Source organism: Micromonospora sp. NPDC005298, from assembly GCF_040607375.1.
Classification (GTDB): Bacteria; Actinomycetota; Actinomycetes; order Mycobacteriales; family Micromonosporaceae; genus Micromonospora.
On sequence record NZ_JBEXGP010000016.1, the window covers coordinates 110,321 to 132,067 of the forward strand.

The 21,747-nt window shown below is 74.2% G+C and carries 17 protein-coding genes; 9 read left to right on the forward strand and 8 right to left on the reverse strand.

Annotated elements, in window-relative coordinates; genetic code table 11:
• Window positions 1–34: 34 nt before the first annotated feature.
• Complete coding sequence (locus tag ABZS77_RS21265; RefSeq protein WP_354825333.1) at window positions 35–2,098, reverse strand: adenylate/guanylate cyclase domain-containing protein; 2,064 nt, start codon at window positions 2,096–2,098, stop codon at window positions 35–37.
• A 191-nt stretch (window positions 2,099–2,289) separates the two neighbouring features.
• Between ABZS77_RS21265 and ABZS77_RS21270 the strand changes: the two genes are divergently transcribed.
• The 5 genes from ABZS77_RS21270 to ABZS77_RS21290 all read left to right on the forward strand — a co-directional run bounded on the left by ABZS77_RS21270 (window position 2,290) and on the right by ABZS77_RS21290 (window position 10,719).
• Window positions 2,290–5,190, forward strand: coding sequence for an AAA family ATPase (locus tag ABZS77_RS21270; RefSeq protein WP_354825336.1), 2,901 nt, complete (start codon window positions 2,290–2,292; stop codon window positions 5,188–5,190).
• A gap of 137 nt (window positions 5,191–5,327) precedes the next feature.
• Complete coding sequence (locus tag ABZS77_RS21275; protein ID WP_354825339.1) at window positions 5,328–6,098, forward strand: DUF5995 family protein; 771 nt, start codon at window positions 5,328–5,330, stop codon at window positions 6,096–6,098.
• A 357-nt stretch (window positions 6,099–6,455) separates the two neighbouring features.
• Window positions 6,456–6,857, forward strand: a complete 402-nt coding sequence (locus ABZS77_RS21280) for a hypothetical protein (protein ID WP_354825342.1) — start codon at window positions 6,456–6,458, stop codon at window positions 6,855–6,857.
• Window positions 6,858–6,944: 87 nt separating this feature from the next.
• The gene (locus ABZS77_RS21285) at window positions 6,945–9,041 is read left to right on the forward strand and encodes an amino acid transporter (protein WP_354825344.1); all 2,097 of its coding nucleotides are present in this window, start codon (window positions 6,945–6,947) and stop codon (window positions 9,039–9,041) included.
• Between the two features lie 175 nt (window positions 9,042–9,216).
• Window positions 9,217–10,719 (forward strand): hypothetical protein, encoded by a 1,503-nt coding sequence (locus ABZS77_RS21290; protein ID WP_354825347.1) that lies wholly within the window; start codon window positions 9,217–9,219, stop codon window positions 10,717–10,719.
• Window positions 10,720–10,814: 95 nt separating this feature from the next.
• Here the strand turns inward: ABZS77_RS21290 and ABZS77_RS21295 are convergent, their stop codons facing one another.
• The gene (locus tag ABZS77_RS21295; RefSeq protein ID WP_354825350.1) at window positions 10,815–11,774 is read right to left on the reverse strand and encodes a TIGR03557 family F420-dependent LLM class oxidoreductase; all 960 of its coding nucleotides are present in this window, start codon (window positions 11,772–11,774) and stop codon (window positions 10,815–10,817) included.
• A gap of 220 nt (window positions 11,775–11,994) precedes the next feature.
• Complete coding sequence (locus ABZS77_RS21300; RefSeq protein WP_007460667.1) at window positions 11,995–12,201, reverse strand: hypothetical protein; 207 nt, start codon at window positions 12,199–12,201, stop codon at window positions 11,995–11,997.
• Window positions 12,202–12,450: 249 nt separating this feature from the next.
• Here ABZS77_RS21300 and ABZS77_RS21305 point away from each other — a divergent pair, with 249 nt between their 5' ends.
• Window positions 12,451–13,278 (forward strand): hypothetical protein, encoded by an 828-nt coding sequence (locus ABZS77_RS21305; RefSeq protein WP_354825353.1) that lies wholly within the window; start codon window positions 12,451–12,453, stop codon window positions 13,276–13,278.
• A 24-nt stretch (window positions 13,279–13,302) separates the two neighbouring features.
• Here ABZS77_RS21305 and ABZS77_RS21310 read toward each other — a convergent pair whose 3' ends face one another.
• From ABZS77_RS21310 to ABZS77_RS21330, 5 genes are all read right to left on the reverse strand, one after another.
• On the reverse strand, window positions 13,303–14,460 hold the full coding sequence (locus ABZS77_RS21310; protein WP_354825356.1) for a low temperature requirement protein A: 1,158 nt from the start codon (window positions 14,458–14,460) through the stop codon (window positions 13,303–13,305).
• Window positions 14,461–14,705: 245 nt separating this feature from the next.
• On the reverse strand, window positions 14,706–15,830 hold the full coding sequence (locus ABZS77_RS21315) for a hypothetical protein (protein ID WP_354825359.1): 1,125 nt from the start codon (window positions 15,828–15,830) through the stop codon (window positions 14,706–14,708).
• Window positions 15,831–16,076: 246 nt separating this feature from the next.
• The gene (locus ABZS77_RS21320; protein WP_354825362.1) at window positions 16,077–17,423 is read right to left on the reverse strand and encodes an NAD(P)/FAD-dependent oxidoreductase; all 1,347 of its coding nucleotides are present in this window, start codon (window positions 17,421–17,423) and stop codon (window positions 16,077–16,079) included.
• Between the two features lies 1 nt (window position 17,424).
• Window positions 17,425–17,772, reverse strand: coding sequence for a TcmI family type II polyketide cyclase (locus ABZS77_RS21325; RefSeq protein ID WP_151492945.1), 348 nt, complete (start codon window positions 17,770–17,772; stop codon window positions 17,425–17,427).
• Window positions 17,773–17,865: 93 nt separating this feature from the next.
• Window positions 17,866–18,669 carry a BTAD domain-containing putative transcriptional regulator gene (locus tag ABZS77_RS21330; RefSeq protein ID WP_354825365.1) on the reverse strand — a complete coding sequence of 268 codons (804 nt, stop codon included), beginning with the start codon at window positions 18,667–18,669 and terminating at the stop codon, window positions 17,866–17,868.
• 435 nt (window positions 18,670–19,104) lie between these two features.
• On the opposite strand from ABZS77_RS21330, the gene ABZS77_RS21335 reads away from it, so the two are divergent.
• Genes ABZS77_RS21335 through ABZS77_RS21345 form a run of 3 tightly spaced genes read left to right on the forward strand, consistent with a single transcriptional unit; the run spans window position 19,105 to window position 21,742 of the window.
• Window positions 19,105–19,443 (forward strand): TcmI family type II polyketide cyclase, encoded by a 339-nt coding sequence (locus ABZS77_RS21335; RefSeq protein ID WP_354825367.1) that lies wholly within the window; start codon window positions 19,105–19,107, stop codon window positions 19,441–19,443.
• The gene (locus ABZS77_RS21340; protein ID WP_354825370.1) at window positions 19,440–21,152 is read left to right on the forward strand and encodes an acetyl-CoA carboxylase carboxyltransferase subunit alpha; all 1,713 of its coding nucleotides are present in this window, start codon (window positions 19,440–19,442) and stop codon (window positions 21,150–21,152) included. The genes ABZS77_RS21335 and ABZS77_RS21340 overlap by 4 nt, the downstream gene beginning before the upstream one ends.
• The gene (locus ABZS77_RS21345; protein ID WP_354825372.1) at window positions 21,149–21,742 is read left to right on the forward strand and encodes a biotin/lipoyl-containing protein; all 594 of its coding nucleotides are present in this window, start codon (window positions 21,149–21,151) and stop codon (window positions 21,740–21,742) included. The genes ABZS77_RS21340 and ABZS77_RS21345 overlap by 4 nt, the downstream gene beginning before the upstream one ends.
• The last annotated feature ends 5 nt before the right edge of the window (window positions 21,743–21,747 follow it).

Genomic DNA, 21,747 nt, shown 5'->3' on the forward strand with positions numbered 1-21,747 from the left:
CGGGCGGGTCGCGCGCCGCTGACCGGCCCGAGCCTCAGGCGGCGACCCGCCGGGCCGGTGGCTCGGCGCGCGCCGAGCCGGGCTGGTACCCGACCTCGGCGAGCCCCCGCGTCCCGCCCGACGTGTCCGGCGCGGCCCGGATCGGCGTCGGGAACCGACCGACCCGCGCGGGCTGGCGACCGTCCGGCGACCAGGGCCGTCCCGGCGGTCCGTCAGCCGCCGAGGGAACGGCGCGCAGCCGGCGGTCGGCCGGGGGTGTCGTCGCCGCCGGTCGGGTGGCGATCGTCGCCGCGGGCAGGCGCCCGCCCGGGAGCGCCGGGGTCGTCGGATCGGCCGGCCGCGTCGCGTTCAACACCGTGACGACCGCGTCGAGGCGCGGGGCGTCGGTGGCCCGGCGGGCGAAGACGGCCCGCAGCGCGCGGGGCAGCCGTTCGGCGGCGACCTGGCGCAGCGCGGGCGCGGCGAACGCGTACCCGCCGCTGTGCCTGGAGAGCAGCAACCCGGCGCCGGCCAGGCGACGCAGCGCCGACGCGGACCGCCCGGACCGCCAACCCAGCACGCGGTCCAGCGTCGCCGCGGAGACCGTCCCGCCCAGCGTCGCGGCGGCCATCAGCACCGCCCGCCGCTCGCCGTCGAGGTGGTCCACCTCCGCGCCCACCGCCCGACGTACCGGCTCGGGGAGCGCCACCGGGTCCGCGCCCGCCGCGACCGACGCCACGTACGCGGCGGCGTGCCCCGGACGGCCGCCCACCAGGGGCAGCAGCCGGTCGACCAGGGCCACCGGCTGCCCGGCCCGGGTCAACAGGTGGCGCAGCAGCCGCCCGGACTGCACGGTGGCCAACGGACGGACCGGCAACCGCCGCGCCGGGCCGGGTCGGGTGTCGGCCCACTGGGGCTGGTGCACGGTGAGCACGGCCAGCGGCAGTCGCCGTCTCGTGGCGGCGGTGAACAGGGCGTGCAGGAAACGGCTCACCTCGGGCGCGGCCCGGTCCACGTCGTCCACCGCGACGACCAGCGGCCGGACGGCGGCCAGGCGCAGCAGGACGTCACGGCAGGTCGCCGCGCCGGCCAGCGCCTCCGGCGAGCCGTCCGGGGCGGTCAGCAACCGCCGCAACGCCGGAACCGCCTGCGCGACACCCGTGGGCGGGAACAGCGGCGTCAGCGCGGCGATCAGCCGGTCGCGGACCAGCGCCGGGCCGTCGCCGTGGCGGATCCCGGCGAGGCCGCGCAGCAGCTCCGCGACCGGAGCCAACACCTCGTCGGGGTACGGCGGGCAGCTCACCACGCACCAGCGCACCGCGCGACCGTCCACGGTGTGCAGTGCACCGGTGAGCTCGTGCAGAAGGCGGCTGCGGCCACTGCCGGTGGGGCCGACCAGGGAGACCCACTGCGGCTGGCGCTCACGGATCGCCCGGAGCACCTGGTCGGTGACGGCGGCCAGCTCGCGGCGGCGGCCGATCAGCGGACCGTCGTGCCGGTCGGCGCCGGCACGGACCGGGCCGACGGCGTGCCAGACCGGCATCGGCGACACCCGGCCGTTGACCGGCACCGGCGCCAGCGGGCGCTGGGCGATCAGGCCGGCGGTGGCCCGGGCGGTGCCCGCGCAGAGCGCGACGGAGCCGGGTGGGGCGTACTCCTGAAGGCGGGCCGCGGTGGTGATCACCGCGCCGCTCGCCACGCCGTGGCCACCGCTGACCGCGCTGGCGAGGTCGACGACGACCTCGCCGGTGGCGACACCGACGCGTACGCGCAGCCGGACGTCCCCGACCATCGGCCGGCGGTCCAGCGCGGCCTGGATCTCCAGTCCGGCGCGCACCGCCCGGTACGCGTCGAAGCCGTCGGAGTGCCGGGCGCCGAAGAGGGCCATCACCGCGTCGCCCACGTACTTCTCGATGACCCCGTGCCAGCGGTGCAGCACGGTGGCGACGGTGTCGAAGTAGGCCTGTTGCAGCTCCCGTACGTCCTCCGGGTCCAGCCGGTCCACGAGCGCGGTCGAGCCGACGATGTCGGCGAAGAGCACGGTGACGGTGCGTCTCTCCTGCGGTACCGGCCAGTGTGCGTCCGGGCTCCGGTGCGTGTCGATGATGGTGGTGGTCATGGTTGCGCACCGGCCTTTCCCCGCTGGTGGTTGACGACCATCGGAGATTGGCACTCCTGGGCCGACAGGGGATCGGCAGAACGACGTATGTCGGCCACCCGCAACCTTTAGTCGCAATGTCGACGCGAGGAGTACCACAAGCGGCGGATGGCCGTAGAACGGTACGGGGGCGTGTGATTAGGCTGCGTGCCATGGCCAGCGATGTGGACACCGCACCGCTCGTGGGTCGGGACGGGCTGGTGCGGACGGTTCGGTCCGCGCTGCTCGATGACGTCGCGCACGGGCAGACCGCCGCCGTCTTCCTGACCGGCGAGAGTGGTGTGGGCAAGACCCGGCTGCTCGGCGAGATCGGCGACCGGCTGCGTGACCAGGGCGCCCTTGTGCTGACCGGCAGTTGCCTGGACATCGGCGACGCCTCACCGCTGCACCCGCTGTTGCAGGCGTTGCGCCGCTTCGACGCCGACCTGTCCGCCGCTCAGGCCCGTACCTCCTCGGCGGTGCGCGGGCTGTTGCAGATGTTCGCCGACGAGACCGCCGGCCCGGACGGCGCGGGCGCGCTGCTGGAGCGGGTCTCCCGGGGGTTGCACCTGATCGCCGAGGGCCGGCCGCTGGTGCTGATCCTGGACGACCTCCAGTGGGTCGACCGCAGCACCCGGCAACTGCTGCTCTACCTGCTCGCCGGCCTCGGTGACCTGCAACTGTCGGTGCTGGCCGCGGTCCGCGCCGAGTCGTTGCAGGGTGCGCACCCGCTGCGTCGGGTGCTCACCGAGCTGCGTCGGCTGCGCACGGTGCGGGTGCTCGACCTGGCACCCCTGGACCGGGCCGGCACCGAGGAGCTGGCCGCGGCGGTGGTCGGTCGACCCCTGCCGGGGGAGGCCGCCGAGCAGGTGTGGCAGCGCAGTGGCGGCAACCCGTTCGTCATCGAGGAGCTGGCCCGCGACCTGCGCGACGGCCGGGTCGGGTTGTCCGAGACGGTGCGGGAGATCTTCCTCGACCGGGTCGACGCGCTTCCCCAGCACGCGCACGCGGTGGTGCACGCGGTGGCCGCCGGGGTCGAGCCGGTGCAGCACTGGCTGCTGGCGCAGGTGTTGCGGTTGCCGGAGGACGAGCTGATCGAGGCCGCCCGGGCGGCGGTGGCGCACCGGCTGCTGGTCGGCGCCGACGACGGCTACCGGCTGCGGCATCGCCTGGTGGCCGAGGTGTTGGCGCACGAGCTGCTGCCGGCCGAACGTTCCGGCCTGCACCGCCGCTACGCCGAGGCGTTGACCGCCGCGCCGGGCGAGCTGCACCAGGCCCGGCTGGCGCACCACTGGCGGCTGGCCGGCGAGCCGGCGCGGGCGTTGCCGGCGGCGGTGGCCGCCGCGCAGGAGGCCGAACGGCTGCACGGCTACGCCGAGGCGCACCGGCACTGGTCGGTGGCGTTGCAGCTGGCCGGCGACTCCGGCTCACCGGACGCGGACCGCGTCGAGCTGCTCGGCAACGCCGCCGAGGCGGCCCACCACTGTGGGGAACACGCCCGGGCGCTGACCCTGCTGGAGGAGCTGGCCGAGGTGCAGGGCGGGGCGCCGACCTGCGCGCTGCACATCCGCCGGGCCCGCTACCTGGCCGCCGCCGGGCGGTCGGCGCTGGCCGAGGAGGAGTACCAGCGGGCCCTCGAGGCGGCCGACTGCTCATCACGCGACCGGGCCACCGCCGCCGCGCGGTTGGCCGAGCTGCTGCTGTACCTGGGCCGCTACGCCGACGCCGGCCAGCGGGCCCGCGAGGCGCTGGCGCTGGCGGCCGACGCACAGGACTCCGCCACCGAGGTGGTGCTGGCCAGCTCCGCGCTCGGCTTCAGCGACGCCTACCTGGAGGACCCGGACGCCGGGCTGGCGGTGATGCGCGACGCCCTCGACACCGCCGAGCGCGCCGGTCAGCCCGAGGACGTCGCCTGCGCGTACCTGCACCTCGCGGAGCTGCTGACCGGGCCGCTGAACGTCCTCGAGGAGGGCGTGGTGGTGGCCCGGCGGGGCGCCGAGCGGGTGGCCGAGTTGGGGTTGGGCCGTACCTGGGGGACGCGGCTGCTCGCCATCGCCATCAACGGGCTGTTCCGGGTCGGCCAGTGGGCCGAGGCGGAGAAGGTGGTGGCCGCCGCGCTGCGGCGCCGACCGTCCGGTGCGGACGCCGTGGAGCTGCTGCTGGCCAGGTGCCGGCTCTCGGTGGGCTACGGCGACATCGAGGCCGCCAGCCGCGATCTCGACGCGGTGGCGACGCTGCTCGCGGGCGGCGGGGCGCGGCACGTCATCCCGCTGCTCACCCTGCGCTCCGGGCTGGCCATGTGGGAGGGCCGGCACGACGTGGCGCGCCAGGCGGTGCAGCGCGGCCTGACCGAGAGCCGTTCCGACGACGTGACGATCCTGTCCGCGCTGGTCTGGCACGGCCTGCGCGCCGAGGCCGAGGCGCACGCCAGCCGCACGGTGGCGGTGGATCCGACGGCGGTCCGCCGGCTGCGGGACGTGGCCGAGCGGGTGGCCCGCAAGAGCGCGTCCGCCGCCGGCCCGGTGCGGTCGGTGGTGGACGGGTTCCTGGCGCTGTGCGCCGCCGAGGTGAGCCGCCTGGACGGCAGCGATCCGGAGTTGTGGGCGGCCTCGGTCGCCGAGTGGGACCGGCGTAACCACCCCTACCCGGCGGCGTACTCGCGGCTGCGGCAGGCCGAGGCGCTGCTGGCCCGGCGCAGCCGGGTGGCCACCGCGGGCAGGCTGCTGCGCGAGGCGTACCAGGTCGCGCAGGGGTTGGGCGCGGTGCCGTTGACCTCGGAGATCCGGGAGCTGGCCGGGCGGGCCCGGGTGTCGCTCCAGGAACGCGAGGACAGCGAGCCCGCAGGCGTCACCGGGTCCGGCGAGGTGGCCGACGACGAGCTGGCCGCACTCACCACCCGCGAGCGCGAGGTGCTCGCCCTGGTCGCCGAGGGGCTCACCAACAAGGAGATCGGCCAGCGGCTGTTCATCAGCGAACGGACCATCGGCGTGCACGTGTCGCACATCTTCGACAAGTTGCAGGTCCGTACGCGCGTGCAGGCCAGCGCGATCCACCTGCGCAACCGGCGCGGCTGACCCACACCACCGGCCGACCACCCGCGTCTGCGTGCGCCGGGATACGTCGTTCTACTGATCCGCCGTTCGGGTGTCGGCTGAGAGGCTGAGCCCCGTCGACGGCGGCACGGGGGTGCCGCGGACACCATGGAGGAGAGATGACCGAACCGGTCTGGGGGCCCGTGCACCGGGACATCGTCGACCTGCTCGCCGACCACCCCGCGGACGTGCCGGCCGTCGTCGATCACCTCACCAAACTCCAGGACATGCTGGTGCGGCTGCCTCCGCTGGAGGAGAGCTGCCCCCTCGCCGACTTCAACAAGCTCTACCTGACCATCACCAGCAGCGTGCTGGACGGCCTGTACGACGACCGCTTCGTCGACCCGGCCTTCCTGTCCCGGCTGGACGTCGAGTTCGCGGCGCGGTACTTCGACGCGATGCGGATGTGGACGGACTCCAGCCCGGGCACGCCGAAGGCGTGGTCGTGCCTGTTCGAGCGGATGCGCGGGCCGGACGCCAGGCCGCTGCCCTCGGCGGCGGCGGGTGTCAACGCGCACATCAACTTCGACCTGCCGTTCGCGTTGGTGACCACGTTCGACCACCTGGAATCCGAGCCGGTCGACGGCAGCGACCAGCACCACGACTACCTCGAGATCAACAACATCTTCGCCGACAAGATCCCCGGTCTGCGCCGGGGCTACCTGGAGCGGTGGCAGCTGCTCATCGACATGCTCAACGGCGACATCGACGACTGGTACCAGGGGGAGCTGGTCGAGTACACCCGCGATGTCGCCTGGCGCAACGCGCAGAAGATCTGGCGGTGCCGGCACGATCCGGAGGCCCGCGAGTGTGAGCGTACGCGGTTGGACGACAACGCCGCGGCGCTCGGCCGGCTGCTGCTCTCGCCCCTCGGGGCGTTCCTGCAGTAGCCGGGACGGGGGGCTCCCGCGCTCCGCCCCGTGGGGGGCGGCGGAGCGCGGGAGCGCGTCCCACCCCGCCGTTGCGCCCCCGCGGGTGGACGGTGGGGACAGCCGGTCGGCCCGGGGGGTGTCGACCGTCTGCCGCCGTCGGCCGGCCCGGGGGGAGCCGGCCGGCGGTGGTCGGGGACGAACCGGGTCCGCCGACGGGCCGCCAGATCGGGGGTGTCGGCCGGCCCGTAACGGGTACGCCCGCGCCATGACCGTCCTGGCCCGGAGGCGGCCCGCCGCCCGACCCCGGCCCGCGCGGCCCGGCCCACTGCGGCCGGGTGGCCCGGTGCCGCGACCCATCGCCCGCCCCGGTGCGGCGTGAGTGGCCCCGACACGCGGTTCGCGTTCCGCTTCGACCCGGTGTTCCGACCGGCGCTGGCGGTGCTCGGCGTCCGCCCGTCGACGGCCTGGGTCGTGGTCACCGACCGGGAGCTGCTCATCAGGTACGGCCCCTGGCGGCTGCGCACCGCGCGGGGCAACGTGACCGGGGTCGAGGTGAGCGGGCCGTACCGCTGGTGGCGGGCGATCGGTCCGCACGTGTCGATGGTCGACCGGGGCGTGAGTTTCGGCAGCAGCACGGCCGGCGGGGCCTGCGTGCGCTTCGGCGTACCGGTGCCGGCGCTGGCGCCCGGCGGGTGGCTCCGACACCCGGCGGCCACGGTGACGATCACCGACCCGCCCGCCCTGGCCCGGCTGCTCGCCGGCCCGGACCCGTCCTGAGCTGGTCGTCCGCCTGCCCGGTTCGACCGGTCGGGCCCGGGGCTACCGCCTACCGTCGGATCAGAACCTGCGAGGGTGGGACGGGCGATGTCTGACGAACACCGGGCGAGACCACGACGCTGGAACGGACGCCGCCACGCGCCGACGGGACCGGACCCGGCGCTGCGGGCGGCCCGCGACCCGGCCCGCCCGCACCGGGGTGGTCGACCGGGCGTCGTGGTGCCCGAACGGGTGGCCAGCCCGGCCCGTTCCGGGCCGCCGGCCAGCCCGCTGCGCCGTTGGCTCTTCCAGCACCGGGTGCAGCCGCCCGGCCCGGAGGCGGAGGAGGGGCAGAACCGCAGGCACGCCTGGTGGCAGGTCATGTGCCTGACCGGCGTGGACTACTTCTCCACCCTGTCGTACCTGCCGGGGATCGCGGCTGTCGCGGCCGGGGCGCTGTCCCCGCTGGCGACCCTGTTGATCGTCGCGCTCACCCTGTTCGGCATGCTGCCGATGTACCGGCGGGTGGCCCAGGAGAGCCCGCACGGGCAGGGGTCGGTGGCGATGCTGGAGCGGCTGCTGCCGTTCTGGCGGGGCAAGGTCTTCGTGCTCGTCCTGCTCGGGTTCGTCGCCACCTCCTGGATCATCACGATCACCCTCTCCTCGGCCGACGCCACCGTGCACCTGCTGGAGAACCCGTACCTTCCCGACGTCGCGCACGGTTCGGCCGTCCCGGTCGTGGTCACCGTGGTGCTGCTGCTCGTCCTGGGCGGGGTGTTCCTGCTCGGCTTCCGCGAGGCGGTGGTGGTGGCCATCCCCCTGGTCGCCGTCTTCCTGCTGCTGAACGCGATCATCGTGGTGGACGCGCTGGCCCGGATCGTGGCCGACCCGCGGATCGTGTCGGACTGGACCGCCGCGCTGACCAGCGGCGGCGCGGGGCCGGGCCACGTGGTGCTCACCGCCGTGCTGGCGTTCCCGCTGCTGGTGCTGGGGCTGTCCGGGTTCGAGACAGGCGTCAGCATGATGCCGCTGGTGTCGGCCGACGGGCCGGACCGGGCGGCCCGGCTGGCGGCCCGGATCCGCAACACCCGCCGGCTGCTCACCACCGCCGCGCTGATCATGTCGGTGTACCTGGTCTCGACCACGTTCGTGACGACCGCGCTCATCCCGGCCGAGGAGTTCCGGCCCGGCGGCGGCGCCAACGGCCGGGCGCTGGCCTTCCTGGCGCACCGGTACCTGGGCGAGGCGTTCGGCACCGTCTACGACGTGAGCAGTGTGCTCATTCTCTGGTTCGCCGGCGCCTCGGCGATGGCCGGCCTGATCAACATCGTGCCGCGCTACCTGCCGTCGTACGGGATGGCGCCGGAGTGGGCGCGCGCGGTGCGTCCGGTGGTGATCGTCTACACCGTGGTCAGCGTCGCCATCACGATCGCCTTCCGGGCGGACGTGAACGCCCAGGCTGGCGCGTACGCGACAGGCATCCTGGCGATGATGGTCTCCGGCGCGGTGGCGGTGACCATCTCCGCGGCCCGCCACGGTCAGCGCCTCTCCGCGCTCGGCTTCACGGTGCTGACCCTGGTGCTGCTCTACGCGCTGCTGGAGAACGTCGTCGAGCAGCCGGACGGCATCACGATCTCGGCGCTGTTCATCCTCGGCATCATCGCGGTCTCGTTGGTGTCCCGGGTCACCCGGACCACCGAGCTGCGGGCCGAGCGCATCGAGTTCGACGAGCCGGCCCGGCGGTTCATCACCGAGTCGCTGGCGCACGACGGGCAGCTGCACCTGATCGCGAACAAGCGGCAGGGCGGCTCGGTGAAGGAGTACACGGTCAAGGAGCGGGCGCAGCGGGGGATGAACCCGGTGCCCGGCGCGGCCGACGTGCTGTTCCTGGAGATCGACGTGGTGGACCCGTCGGAGTTCAGTCAGGTGCTGCGGGTGCACGGCGTCGAGGTGGGCGGCTTCCGGGTGCTGCGGGCGAGCAGCGCGGCGGCGCCGAACGCGATCGCGGCGATCCTGCTGGCCCTGCGCGACGCCACCGGGGTACGGCCGCACGCGCACTTCGAGTGGTCGGAGGGGAGCCCCATCGCGCACCTGCTGCGCTACCTCATCCTCGGTCGTGGCGACACCCCGCCCGTGGTGCGCGAGATCCTGCGCCGTACCGAGCGGGACCCGCTGCGTCGGCCCGGTATCCACGTCGGCGGCTGAGCGGCGACGCCCCGTCTGGTGACGTTAAAGATGAATGGCAGCACTATTCACGTTCACACCTTCCTGTCCGTATTGCGGCCCTATCGTGACCTTTGGTGGTCGGCGGCACGTCGAGCCCCCCGCGCCCAGATCGGCGCGCGGTCACGTCACGCAGGCAGGAAGGCAGGCACCTTTGATGTCCACGTACCGAAGAGGGGACCGCGCGGCCCGACCCAGACGGCGGCCCCGATGGGTCCTCGCCGGCGGCTTCCTGGCCGGGAGCCTGGTCGTGGGGGCGGCCGGCGTCGCCGGCGTCGCCGCCGCGGCCGACCGTGACCTGTCGTCCCTCCCGGGGTTGGCCCGGTTCAGTGCCACCGCCCGGGACGACGACCGGCGGGGGCCGCAGCGCGACGGCGACGACGCCGAACGCGCCCGGCCGCACACCCCCGGCACCGGCAAGCGCGGCGTCGTGTCGGTGCCCTGCGACGCGGCGAAGCTGATCGCGGCGCTGGTCGCGGCCAACGCCGAGGGCGGCGCGGAACTGCGGCTCGCCCCCAAGTGCCGATACGTCCTCACCGAGGCGTTCCACGAGACAGACCAGTACGACGGTGGGATCCGCGACGCGCGGGAGGCGGCCGACGCCGCCGAGACCCCGGGTGACGCCGACGCGCCCCCGCACAACCCCGCCGACGACACCGCCGGCCTGCCGGTGATCTACCAGCCCATCATCATCGACGGCGCCGGCGCCACCATCGCCCGCGACGCCCAGGCCGCGGCCTTCCGCTTCTTCACGGTCCGCGACGGCGGTGAGCTGACCCTGCGCGACATGGAGCTGCACAACGGCCGTTCGGCCATCGAGGGCGGCAGCGTGCACGTGGTGCACGGCGCGACGGCGGTGGTGGAGCGGGTCACCGTCACCCAGAGCACGTCGCTGTCCCCGGAGGGCGGCGGCGGGGGGATCTTCAACGACGGCAACATGGTGGTCACCGACTCCACGTTCGTCGGCAACAGCGCCTCCGGCGCCGCGGGCAAGGGCGGGGGCCTGCTCAACGGTGGAGTGCTGACGTTGAAGCGGTCCGAGTTCCACCACAACAGCGCCAACGCGTACGGCGGCGGGCTCGGTAACTACCGGGGCGCGGCCGACGTGGAGAGCACCAGCTTCCGGCAGAACAGCGCGGCCCAGGGCGGTGGGCTGGCCAGTTTCTCGGCGCGTACGAAGGTCTCCGACACCGAGCTGCTGGACAACACCGCCCAGGTCGGCGGTGGCGCCGCGAACTCCGACGCCGTGCTGGTCATGCGCACCATGACCATCCGCGGCAACACCTCCACGGTCAACGGTGGTGGCATCTCGACGGTGAAGGGTCTGACCCCGCTGGACGACAGCGTGGTCGAGGGCAACACCACCCACGGCATCGGCGGCGGCATCTACGCGGAGAAGGCGAACCTCCTGGTGCGCGGCAGCGACGTGACAGGCAACGAGGCGGTCGGTTCGACCTCCAGGGGCGGCGGGATCTACGCCGCGGCGGGTTCGGTGGCCCTCTACACCAGCAAGGTCACCCGGAACGCGGCCACGGTGAAGCCGGGCGGCATCTTCGCCGAGCACGCCCAGGTCAAGATCGACGACGAGAGTGTGGTCGTCGAGAACGAGCCGACGAACTGCGAGGGCAGCGCGGTGCCGATCGCGCACTGCTTCCGCTGAGCGTCGACCCGCGTCTCCCACACCGAGCGCACCCATCCTGAGCGCCCGCCCGGACAACCGTCCGGGCGGGCGTGCTCGGTATCGGGGCGTCGGTCTCAGCCCGTCGGGCGCAGCCGGCCGGACAGGTCGTTCGCGAAGAAGTCCAGGAAGCCGTCCGGGTCGGGGCCGGCGTTCTGCAAGACGATGTGGTCGAAGCCGGCCTCGACGTACGACCGGACCTTGGCCAGGTGCGGCTCCGGGTCGGGGCCGACGGCGAAGAGTTCGCGGATGTGCTTCTCCTCCACGTGCGCGCTGGCCGCGGCGAAGTTGACCGGGTTGGGCAGTTCGCTCATCACCTTCCAGCCGGTGACCATCCACCTGCTGGTTTCCAGCACCGCCTGGACCGCCTGCCGCTCGTCGGTGGCCCAGGCCAGTGGCACCTCGGCGTAGCGCGGGCCCGATCCGCCCGCCCGGTGGTAGTGGTCGACGATCGACGACTCCGGTTCGGTGGCGAAGATGCCGTCGCCCAGTTCGGCGGCGAGCCGGGCCGACTCCTCGCCGCTGGCCGCCACCGCGATCACCGGCGGGGTGTCCGGCAGGTCGAACACCCGGGCGTCCTCCAGGCGCAGGTGCCGACCCTCGTACGACCGGTAGCCGCCCTGCCAGAGCAGCCGGATGATCTCCAGGGCCTCGCGCAGCCGCTCGTGTCGACCCCGCACGCTGGGGAAGCCCTGCCCGACCACGTGTTCGTTGAGTCGTTCGCCGGCGCCCACCCCGAGGGTGAACCGCCCGTCGGAGATCAGCGCCATGGTCGCCGCGGCCTGGGCGATGATCGCCGGGTGGTAGCGCACGGTCGGGCAGGTGACGCCGGTGGCGAGGCGCAGGTTGCTGGTCCTGGCCGCGATCGCGCCGAGCACGCTCCAGGTGAACGACGAGTGGCCCTGCGCGTCCAGCCACGGGTGGAAGTGGTCGCTCATCTCGACGAAGTCGAAGCCGGCCTGCTCGGCCAGGACCGCCTGTCGGATGATCTCCTGCGGGCCGAAGCCCTCCGAGGCGAGCTTGTAGCCGATCCGCATGACGTGCCCCCGATTCCGTCCGCCGGCTGACCTCGGCTCGGTTCCCGACCTCGGTCGGTACAAACACCGGCGCCTCCACCAAACCCAGCCTCCTAGGACGCCGTACGGGTGGTGTCGGCCGTCGCCCGTGACCGGAGCGAACACGCGCTCACCGGGTGGGGGAGCCCGGACAGCAGACGACCCGCGCCCCGGACGGGACGCGGGTCGGACGTGGCGTGTCCTACTTGGACGGCTCCGGCAGCTTGCAGTCGACCTTGGGGTTGGCGCCGATGTAGTTCAACGGCCCGGCCACGATGGTGACCAGGATGGTGCCGGCCTCGGCGCAGTTCGTGTCGTCGCCGCTGTAGTAGCCGCGCTGACCGCCGGCGATCGCGCCGATGACCAGCCAGATCACGACGATGACTCCGAGTATCGAGGTGCCGCGCATCGCTGCCTCCTGAGGAATGTGGTGAGAACTGAGGTGCAGGCGTTGTACCCAGTCCGTACGAGCGGCCAAACGGCTGCCCGACCAGCCCGTGAATCGTCCGTCCGGTCGGTGCCGGCCGCCGTCGGTACCGCCCGCGCATCAGCCGCCCGCACGGGGTAGCGCGGGCCGGCTATCGGATCGCCGACCCACCCGGCCGTTGCACGGGCCACCGGACGTAGAACTGCGTCACGGCCCCGCCGAGGAGGACTCATGGACGCCCCGACACCGCACCTGTACATCGACCGCGCCGAGGACGTCGCGGTCGCGGCCCGCGCGCTCGCCGGCGGCGCGGTCGTCGCGGTGGCCTTCGCCAACTTCTACGGTCTCGTCACCCGGCCCGACGCGGCAACCGTGGCCCGGGTCAACCTCGCCAAGGGTCGCCCGATCGGGCAGGTCGGCAGCATCACCACGGCGGTCGGTCGGATCCCCGGCATGTTCGACTGGTCCCGCATCTCGCCCCGGCTGCCGGCCGGTCGGGTGCGCGCGTTGATGGACGCGCTGTACGGCGCCGGACCGTTCGGCTTCCGGGGACCGGCCGCGGACCGACTGCCCGAGCACCTCACCCAGGTCGACCAGGGCCTGCGCACCACCCAGGTGATCGCCCCCGGGGTGACCTGCCCGTCCAACATGTTCTTCGAGCGGGCGCTCGCCGAGACGGGCACCGACCACCTCTACATCACCTCGGCGAACCGGTCCCGGCACCTCACCGGCACGCCCGAGGAGCCGGCGCACTGGAAGGCCTGCGCCCTGGCCGCCGACTTCGCGCACCTCGACGATCTGGTGGTCCTCGCCCACCGTGACGAGGCTGCCGCTCGCGCTGCCTACCCGAGTCACCTCACCACCTCGGTCACCCTGCTCTCGTTCCACGCGCCCGCCGGCGAGCTGGAGGAGCCGCCGGTGCTCACCGTGGACCGGCACGGCTCACTGCACCTGGACGAGGTCCGCCGCGCCGCCGCGCCGCTCGGCCTGCAGGTGCGTCTCGGCGGCACCGCCGGTCACCGGCTGCGGGTCCGGGGGTACGCGGGCGCGCTGGTGTAGCGGCGGCCGGCCGCGCGCCACACGTCAGTGCGGCGGGGCGGGCATCTCCGGCGGCTTGCCCCGACTGCGGCGGAAGTCCGCGTAGGCGACGCCGGCGAGCACCAGCATCGCGCCCAGCGAGGCGTACAAAGGGGCCAGGAACAGCACGCCCGGCGCGATGCACAGCAGGCTCAGCATGCCTCCGGGACGGGACCAGGAAACCCGGCTGAACACCTCGTACTCGAAGGCCGCCCGGCCGACCAGGAACAGCGCCGGACCGCCGAGGATGACCGCCAGCCAGGCCGGCGGCGTCCGACCGGTCGGCTCGTGCAGCACCAGGTGGAAGCCGGACGCCGTGACGACCACACCGGCGATCATCAACAGATGGGTGTACGGCGCGCTGAACAGGAACTTGCTCGGTGCGCGCGCCGCCTGGATGGCCTGCGGCAGCAGTTGGCCGGACTTGTGCACGTAGATCCGCCAGAGCAGCAGCGTGGTCAGGAACGCCACCGCGAACGCCGCGATGTTCTCCGCCTCGGTGTGCTCCATGCTGAACATGGTCCCGACGGTCAGGATGGCGTCGCCGAGGGCGATGATGAAGAACTGCTGGTAGCGCTCGGAGAGGTGCTCGGCGGTGACGTTGCGCTGGTGCTCCGGCACCACCCCGAGCCCCGGCACCGGGTACCCGAGCCGGAATCCGAGGTAGTCGATGGCGAGCGCGGTGGCCCACCACGCCAACCGGCCGTCCCCACTGGCGTACGCGCCGATGATCCATGGGACCGCCGAGACGGCGAACCACACGAAGATCCGCGCGGCGCGCCGCTGGGTCTGTGGCTCGTGGCGCACCGTCGGCATCAGGAACAGTCCGCGACCGAGGTGGATCGCCACGTACGCGGCGGCGAAGACGAGGCCCCGGTGGCCGAACGCCTCGGGGATCGCCGTGGTCATCAGCAGCGCGCCGAACATCACCGCGCTGATCAGCAGCTTGATCTCGGTGCGTTCCGGGTTGTACAGGTCGGTGACGAGGGTGGTGATCGCCCAGGTCCACCACACGGCGGCCAGCATGATCAGTGCCTGCGCGGCCCGGTGCCAGTCGAGCTGGTCGACCAGGCCCCGGGAGATGAGCGCGAGGGCGACCACGTACACCAGGTCGAAGAAGAGTTCGAGCAGCGTCACCCGGCGCGAGCCCTCCGGGTCGCGCATCGGGCCTCGGGACCTCGGGGACCCGGGCCCCGGCGCGGCGAGGTGCACGGGTCGCTCCTGGGTACCGGTCGACGCGGGCGGGCCGGCCAGCCCACCCCGACCGACGGTAGCCAGCGGATTTCGGGGCCACCCCCGGTTCGTGCGCATTCTCCCCGACCGGGGTGGCGGTGGGTCGGTCCTCCGGAAACGGGCGAGCCCCCGGTCGACCGTCGCGGACGACGACTGACCGGGGGCTCGGCGTGGGGTCAGCCCCGGCTGCCGTCCGGCAGCACCGCGACGACCTCGTCACCGGCACCGGCCAGGACGCGGGCCTGCTGCGGCCAGGTGGCCAGCCCGGGTGCGGCGCGCAGGCCGGCGGCCCGGATCAGGTCGCGCAGCGCCGGCTCGTCCAGCTCGCCGAGCTGGCCGTAGGTGCGTACGCCTGCGGCTTGGAGCGCCGCCGCCATCTTCGGTCCGACGCCCTGGATCCGGCGGAAGTCGTCGGCCGGCCCGGATGGGTCGGCCTCCGCGCCGCTGGGCACGGTCTCGGAGAGCGGACGGACCGGCGGGGTGGCCGTGGCGGCCGGTCGCACCGGCGGCGTGGCCCGGACGGGTTCCGCGTCGGCGTCCGTCGTCTCGCCAGCCGTCGGGGCGGGCGTCGGGCCGACGGGCGTGACCGCGGCCGGCACGGACTCGTCCGTGCCAACCGCGCGCGGCTCGGCGTCCCGCACGACGGCCGGAGCCTCGGCGCCCCGCACGACGGCCGGCGCCTCGGCGTCCCGCTCGGCGTCGAACGGCGTCGTGTCGGCCGGGGTCGTGTCGGCCGGGGTCGTGTCGGCCGGGGTCGTGTCGAGCGGCGTCGTGTCGACCGGCGTCGTGTCGGCCGGGGTCGTGTCGAGCGGCGTCGTGTCGACCGGCGGGGTGCCGGTGGACGCGAGGTCGTCCGCCGGCGGGCGGGGGGCGACGACCGTCGACGGCGCGGGCTGCTCCTCGACCGCGACCGGCTCGGGGTCGGCTTCCCCGGTCGGCGCACCCGCGTCGGACCGGTCGGCGGTGGGCACGGGCGGCGGGGCCTCGGTCAGCGCCATGTCGGCCGGGTCGACGGTGCTCGGGGCCTCCGCCGGTGTGTGCACCGGCGCGGGGTCCTCCGACGCGGTCACCGCGGCTGGCGCGCTGATCGTGTCGACGGGGGTGGGCTCGTCGGCGACCGCCGTCGGCGCCGGGTCGACGGTCGCCGCCGGGCGGGCGAGGTCGGTGGTGGCCGGAGGCGTCGGCGTGGCGATGTCGGCGAGCCCCGCCACCGGATCACCGTCCACGATCGACCGACCTGGCCCGCCGTCCCGCCGGCCGCGCAGCAGCCACCCACCCGCCACGCCGAGCAATACTGCCAATACCACTATCAGAGAGTGTCCGATAGACCACGCCACGGCGAACCTCCCTCTCACGTCGTCGGAAAAGTCACGAGAAAAACTCGCCGCAGCTTCGCACACGCGTCAGAACGACGACAGAGAGGACCGGCCGGTGCCGGCGCGGGTGGGACGGTCGGTGCCCGGGGTGCCCGACAGGTGACGGAGCGTCGCGGCGGAGACGCGAAAACCCGGGCCCACGGGGATGCGGGCCCGGGTCGGTGACGACGGTCAGTCCTGGTCGCCCTCGTAGGTGTGGAAGTCGTCGACGAACCTCTGGCGCAGCCGCGGCACCCGGCTGGTCACTCCGAAGTAGCCGCGCGCCCCGAGCAGCGCGAGTCGACCCACCACCGGCCGGTACATCCGGTCCTCGCCGCTGGTGCCGCTGCGGTTCAGTGACTCCGTGACCCGCGCGAAGCCGTACGGGACCATCTCCGCCTCGTAGTCGGCGACCGCCTGCACCAGGGTCTTGTCGCCGGCGGCGGCGCGGGCGAGCTGCCGGCAGAGCAGACGGGCGTCGCGCAGCGCGGTGTTCGCACCCACCCCGCGTCCGGGCGTCATGGTGTGGATGGCGTCGCCGAGCAGGGTGACGGTGCTGCTCTTCCAGGGCGGTACCGGCTCGGACGTGGTCACCCTGATCGGCAGGGCGCTGTCCGGGTCGCTCAGGGTCAACAGCTCGCGCAGGTGAGGATGCCAGTTCCCGGTGAGGTCCAGGGCGACGCGTTTGAGGTCCTCGCCGCGGCGGCGCATGACGTCGGCCGGGAACCGGCGGGCGGCACTCCAGATGATCAGGTTGATGTTGTCCGTGGTGGTGTCATGGGCCAGGCCGGGCCAGTCGCGCAGCAGCGCGGCGTCGGCGTCACCGACACCGGGCTTGATCGCCCGGTCGGCGTCCCACCTGAACTCCATCACGTGCAGCACACCCATCGTCCCGCCGGCCCCGAAGATCAGCGAGATGCCCTGGCGGACCCGCTCCGGCACGAGGTCGCGGGTGTGTGGGGTCAGCGGGATCCGGGTGGCGATGTTGATGGTGCCCGCGTCGCGGGTCACGGCGTGCGGCAGGTACTGGTGGCGTACGGCGGAGTGGGTGCCGTCCGCCGCGACCAGCAGGTCGCCGGTGGCGGCGGTGCCGTCGGCGAAGTGGGCGGTGACCGTGCCGTCGTCGCGCTGCTCGTACCGGACGAAGGTCTTGTCGAAGTGCACCACGTCGGTCAGGTCGGTCAGCAGGACCTGGCGCAGCACCATCCGGGCCACCGAGTGCTCGGTGTGCTCCGGGGCGGCGTCCGGCCGCAGCGCGAACGAGGCGGTCTGGCGCAAGCCCTGCGTGACCACGTTGAAGTAGCGCGGCGGCCGGGCGCAGGTGGCCAGGAAGGTGGCGAACAGCTCCGGCGGAAGGCATTCGCGCAGCGCCCGGCTGCCGGTGGGGCCGATGCCCACCCGGTAGCCGAGCAGCCCCTCCGCGCGGTGGCGGTGTCGTTCGTAGACGGCGACGCTGATCCCGGCGCGCCGCAGCCCGTGTGCCAGGCACAGGCCGCCGGTGCCGGCGCCGATGATCAGGACGTGCGGCGCGCCGGACATGTCAGCCGGCCGGGTGCGCCGCGGGCGCGTCGGCCGCGTCCCACCGGTAGAAGCAGCCAGCGATCGCGTCGCGGGGGGAACGCCAGGTCGGCAGGTACGGCGAGGTGTGCGCGGAGAGCCGCTCGTTGACCTGCTGGAAGAGCGGGTGGTTGCGGGCGGCGGCGAGCGCGTCCGGGTCGACGTCGGAGGTCTCCATCAGGTGCACGTACAGGTCGTGCAGGCAGTACAGGGACCGGTGTGTGACGCCGGTCAGGCCGGGCAGTTCGGTGGCGTCGGATTCGGCGAAGATCTGCGCGACCCGCCCCTCCGCGCCCGGGATGATCCGGCTGACGATCAGTAGACGACTCATGGGACCCCTTCCGCCGGTGGCGCACCCGATCCTCGGGACCGGCGACCACGTGCTCTGTGCGCCCACCGTGCCGCAGCGCCTGTCACATCGCCGTCACGTGCGTCGGCCGGCCGGTGACGGACGGTCGGCGGACTCCCCGGTGGGCTCGCGGGTGGCCCGGCGGATCGGGGCGAGGGTGTCGTCGAGCAGGGCGCTCATCGCCGGGCTGGGCTCCAGGCGCAGCTCCCGGCGCAGCAGGTCGCGGTAGACGTAGAAGGCGTGCACGGCCTCGAACGCGTTGCCCTCGGCGAGGTGGATGCGCACCACCAGCCGGTGCGGGGTCTCCCGCAGCGGCTCGGCCGCCATCGCCTCCAGTGCGGCTTCGAGGGCCTCGCCGTGCCGGCCCGCGGCGAGGTGCTGCCCGGCCACCCGTTCCAGCATGTGCAGGCGCAGTTGGCGCAGGCGCTCGCGGTCCAGCAGCACCCAGTCGTCGTACCAGCCGGGCAGCAGGTCGTGCCGGCCGGCGGCGAGGGCCCGGGCGGTGCACGGGTCGTCGCCGTCGCGGACCCGGGCCGCCGTGCCGACCAGTTCGTCCACGTCGAGCCGGACGGCCGGGCCGAGGCGTACGGTGTCGCCGGCCACGGTCATCGGGCAGCACGGGTCCTGCCGTAGCCGCCACAGGGCGGTGCGCAGGGACGACAGGGCGCGCTCCTCGGAGACGTCCGGCCAGAGGAGGCCGGCGAGCTGGCTGCGGGTGGCGCCGGGGCGCAGCCCGATCAGCGCGATCACCCGTTGCAGGCCGCGCGGCACGACGACCGGTACGGTGTCGCGCAGCAGGCGGAAGCCGCCGAGCAGGTGCAGCGCGACGCCGCCCTCGGATGGACCTCCGGCGGTCGGCACGGACGGATCAGCGGTCACGGCGGCACCCCCTGCGGAACGCTCGTCCCGACTGTCTGCTGTGTCCCGGATCGGCTGCCCGTGACGCCACTGTCGACCGCACCGACGGGGTGCGACCACGGCTGCGCGGGCGCGGCCCCGCCCCCCGGGGCCGCCGGGCTGACCACGGTGAAGATTATCAATCGCGGTCACGGTGCGTCAACGGTACATGGACCTTCTACCGTCCTCGAGCAACTATGAGATCGGTTCCGAACTGGTAAAACGCTCTCTCGATCTCTCCCGCGCACGCATAGCTGATACACAGGTTGCGTCAACGCAGCGTCACCAAAGAACGTCGACGGAAGCCCCGAGGCGGTGACGCCGTCGTGACGAGGACTCCCGCATCGTGTCGGCAGTCGTCCAGCGCGTCCGGGGCCACCCGCCGCCGGCCCGGACGCCGTGGGGGGAGGCCCAACCATGGACCGAACGCTGATCGTCGCGAAGGTGGTCCCGACCGCCGAGGGGCAGGTCGCCGAGATCTTCGCCGAGTCGGACGCGACGGAACTGCCGCGCCTGGTCGGCGTCCGGCACCGGTCGCTGTACCGACTGCACGACCTCTACGTGCACCTGCTGGAAACCGACAGGCCGGCGCAGGGGGCCGTGGAGGCCGCCCGCGACCACCCCGAGTTCATCCGGGTCAGCGACCGGCTGCGACCGTACGTCTCGCCGTACCTGCCGACGTGGCGCTCGCCGCGTGACGCGATGGCCCGCTGCTTCTACCGGTTCGACGCCGCCGACGACGGGCGGCGGTCGTGACCGCCACCGCGCCGCGCGAGGAGCAGCTCTGGTCGCGTTGCGCCGGCTGCGCCAGCCTGCTCTACCGCAAGCGGCTGCGACGCAACCTCGACGTCTGCCCGGAGTGCGGCGCGCACGCCCGGCTCGGCGCCCCGGAACGCCTGCGCCAGCTCGTCGACCCGGGATCGCTGCGTCCGCTGCCCGACCGGCTGCCCGACGCCGACCCGATCGACTTCGTCGACGTGCTGCCGTACCCGCACCGGCTCACCGCCGCGCGCGCCAGCACCGGGCTGTCCGAGGCGGTGGTCTGCGGCACCGCCACCATCGGCGGGCACCCGGCCGTGCTCGCCGTGATGGACTTCCGCTTCCTCGGCGGCAGCCTCGGCTGCGCCGTGGGGGAGCTGATCACCCAGGCCGCCGAACGGGCCCTCGACGACGGTGTCCCGCTCATCCTGATCACCGCGTCCGGCGGGGCGCGGATGCAGGAGGGCGTCCTGTCGCTGATGCAGATGGCCACCGTCAGCCAGGCCATCGCCGCCCTGCGCGAGGCGGGCCTGCTCACCGTCAGCGTGGTCACCGACCCGACGTACGGCGGGGTGGCGGCGTCGTTCGCCACCAACACCGACCTGGTGCTCGCCGAGAGCGGTGCCCGGATGGGCTTCGCCGGTCCCCGGGTGATCCGGCAGGTCACCGGCCGGGCGTTGCCGGAGGGCTTCCAGACCGCCGACTTCCTGCTGCGCCACGGCCAGGTCGACATGGTGGTGCAGCGCCGGTCCCTGCGGGGACGGCTCGTGGCGCTGCTCGCCGCGACCGGCTCCGGACGCCCGCCCCGCCCGGCCGTACCCCGTCAGGAGCCGGCGCCGCACCGTGAACGTCTCGCCGGCGCGCCGGTCGCCGAGCCGGCGCCGGCCGACCGAGACGCGTGGGACACCGTGCGGGTCGCCCGCCACCCCGGCCGACCGACCACGCTGGACTATCTCGACTCGGTCTTCGACGGGTTCGTGGAACTGCACGGCGACCGGCTCGGCGCGGACTGCCCGGCCGTCGTCGGGGGCCTGGCCCGGCTGGACGGGCGGCACGTCATGGTGATCGGCCACCAGAAGGGGCACACCACCGCCGAACTCGTCGCGCGCAACTTCGGCATGGCCAGCCCGGCCGGGCACCGCAAGGCGCTGCGGCTGATGCGCCTCGCCGCCCGGCTCGGCCTGCCGGTGATCACCCTCGTCGACACCCCCGGCGCCGACCCGGGGGTGGGCGCCGAGGAGCAGGGCCAGGCGGCGGCCATCGCGGAGAACATCCTCGCCCTCACCGTGCTGCCCACGCCGGTCCTCGCGGTCATCACCGGCGAGGGCGGCAGTGGGGGAGCGCTGGCCCTCGCGGTCGCCGACCGGGTGCTGATGCTCCAGCACGCCGTCTACTCGGTGATCAGCCCAGAGGGCTGCGCGGCCATTCTCTGGCCGGACCGGTCCGCGGCCCCGCAGGCCGCCCGCGCGCTGCGACTGACCGCGCCCGACCTGTGCCGGCTCGGGGTGATCGACGAGGTCGTGCCGGAGCCGGAGCCGGCCGCGCACGACGACCCGGCGGAGACGGCCCGACGGCTGCGCGCCGCCCTGCTGACGAACCTGCTGCCCCTGCTGGACGTCCCGACCGCGACGCTGGTGCGCCGCCGCCGGCAGCGCTTCCGCCGGTTCGGCGCGGCGCGCGGCTTCTCCCGGGCGGGTGTCCGGTGACCGCCGCGGCCGCCAGTGACCGGGCGGTGTCGACGAACGGGCACGGCGACGTCCGCCTCGACGCGCCGGACGGACACCGGCCCGACGAGGCGCCGGCCGGCGAGTCGCCGGCCGGCGAGGAGGTGCTGGCCGGGCTGCGTCGACAGGCACACCAGCTCGTCGCCGAGCTGACCGGGCCGGTGCGCCGGATCCGGCTGCGCAGCGGCGCGGCAGTGCTGGAGGTGGAGTGGCACCCCGGCGAGGCGACGCGACCGGACGTACCCCCGGATCCACCGCCGACGGCGACGGCGCCGCCGGCTGCGGCGGCGCCCGGGCCGCCCGCGGCGCTGATCCGGCCGCCGGTACCCGGACGCGCGGCGGTGCGGGCGCCGATCGTCGGCACCTTCTACCGGTCGCCGGAGCCCGGCGCGGCGCCGTTCGTCGCGGTGGGGGACCTGGTCCGACCGGGCCAGCCGATCGCCATCGTCGAGGCCATGAAGCTGATGAACGAGGTCACCGCCGACCGCGTCGGCCGGGTGACCGCGATCCTCGTCGAGGACGGCCAGCCGGTCGAGTACGACCAGCCGCTGGTCGAACTGGATCCGGCCTGACGGCG